The 1,660-nt window shown below is 45.8% G+C and carries 1 protein-coding gene; it reads left to right on the top strand.

The genetic code is table 11. The annotated features are described in order from the left end of the window. Window positions 1-1,505 (top strand): autotransporter outer membrane beta-barrel domain-containing protein (locus B7Y67_RS17340; RefSeq protein ID WP_293599698.1); only part of this gene is annotated, 1,505 nt, incomplete at its 5' end. Window positions 1,506-1,660: the final 155 nt, after the last annotated feature.

Genomic DNA, 1,660 nt, shown 5'->3' with positions numbered 1-1,660 from the left:
GTACACCAGCAATTATTCCAGTTGACGTTCCCATTGATACGGTTAGTACAACCAGCATTCTTTCTAGATTTTCAGGTGGAATTTATTACACGCCATCGCCAATTAACATAAATGGAGGTGTAGTTGTATCTGATGAGAGTGCAATAAGAATTAGCAATACTGCCTGGACCCAAACTGTTGAAAGTATCACAATTCAGGGGTTTGTTAGCGCTTCAAATCCATATTACGGGATTAAAAACGAAAACGTGATAACAACAATAAATAATGCTCAGGGCGGAAATGGATCGTCACCCACGACAACTGCATTAACTTATTCTCGTAATTTACCTATTAATTACAACATTATTGTTAATTCACCAACGCATTACGGACAGCTTGCGGTAACAGACGGGGTTGGTACTACGAGCTTTGGTATTTACACAGGCTCTGTTTTGACAAAGGGCATATATAGATCTGTTCTCACTGGCATAACTGCCGATAATCTCAGTACTACTTCAGGATCATTCGGCGGCTTTCGTTGGAGCCTTGGTAGTACTACTCTTGGAATTTGGGATTTAATTATTAATGGCGCATCCACCGCCGACACCCAACAATCCCTTGCTAACACGGTCTCTGTTCTTCAAGGAACCTTCACCTTACAAAACTCAGTCATGGTCAATGGCTTTACCTATGACTGTCCTGTGTTTGATAAGAATGGGGTATGTATTAGTGTCGGTGGTCGCAATACCACTGTTCAAGCCCAAGGCATTAACAACACCAATGGCTTACTGATTGCTTCCTATCGCTTAAACAAGAACAATACCCGCATTGGTGCTTGGGTGGATCAGAATCTCTCCATGAGTGGTCCAGGAACAGTACGGCTTAACAACAGCACCCCCATGATTGGATTATTTGGTGTGTGGAGCCAACGACCTGATGGCATCGGTGCGGAAGTCAAGGTCTCAGCGGCTTATGGTCAAAAAGACCTCACAGTGACCCGCCAAATAGTCGACACTAGTGAAGCTGGCAGTGGTGGCTCACAGCTAATTAGCCAAGGAGCACAAGTGGTGGGTAAGTATGGTTTTGCCGTAATGCCTGATGTCGTGGTGTCTCCATACGCTGGTGTGCGTTATACCCAAAACAACATGGGTGGCTATACCGAAGCTACGAGCTCAGTAGTTACAGCGCCCCTCACATACTCAGCACTCAACACCAACGCCACCACAGCACTGGCTGGTGCCGAAGCTAGGTACAGAGGTATTCCCAAGACCACACTCTTTGCAAGTGCGGGTGTCGAGACTGACACCAATACCGCCAATGGCTCTTACTCGGCTACTGGGGTCTCTGGCTTAACTCCAGTAAATTTCAATCCCAATCCGGTAAAGACAAGACCCACGGCAACAGTGGGTGGTTACTATGACATCACCAAGAGCCAACGCTTTGGCGTCACTGGAATCTATCGTCAAGAACCCTTCCAGGCGGTATCAACCACTACTGTATTGGCGACCTATACGATTGGTTTGTGATGTCGTTTAAAACGACAGTCTAGAAGTAGAGTCAGGCATCCTCGGTCCTGGTCGATTCCGCCCTGGGCCACCAAGATTCTATAAACCACCTTCGGGTGGTTTTCTTATTTAGTCCTTGTACTATGAAGGGCTAATATATGAATTTCTAAAATTAC

The organism is Polynucleobacter sp. 35-46-11 (genome assembly GCF_002281105.1).
Note: the sequence above shows the minus strand (reverse complement) of the source record. Positions and strands in the feature narration are given on the sequence as shown.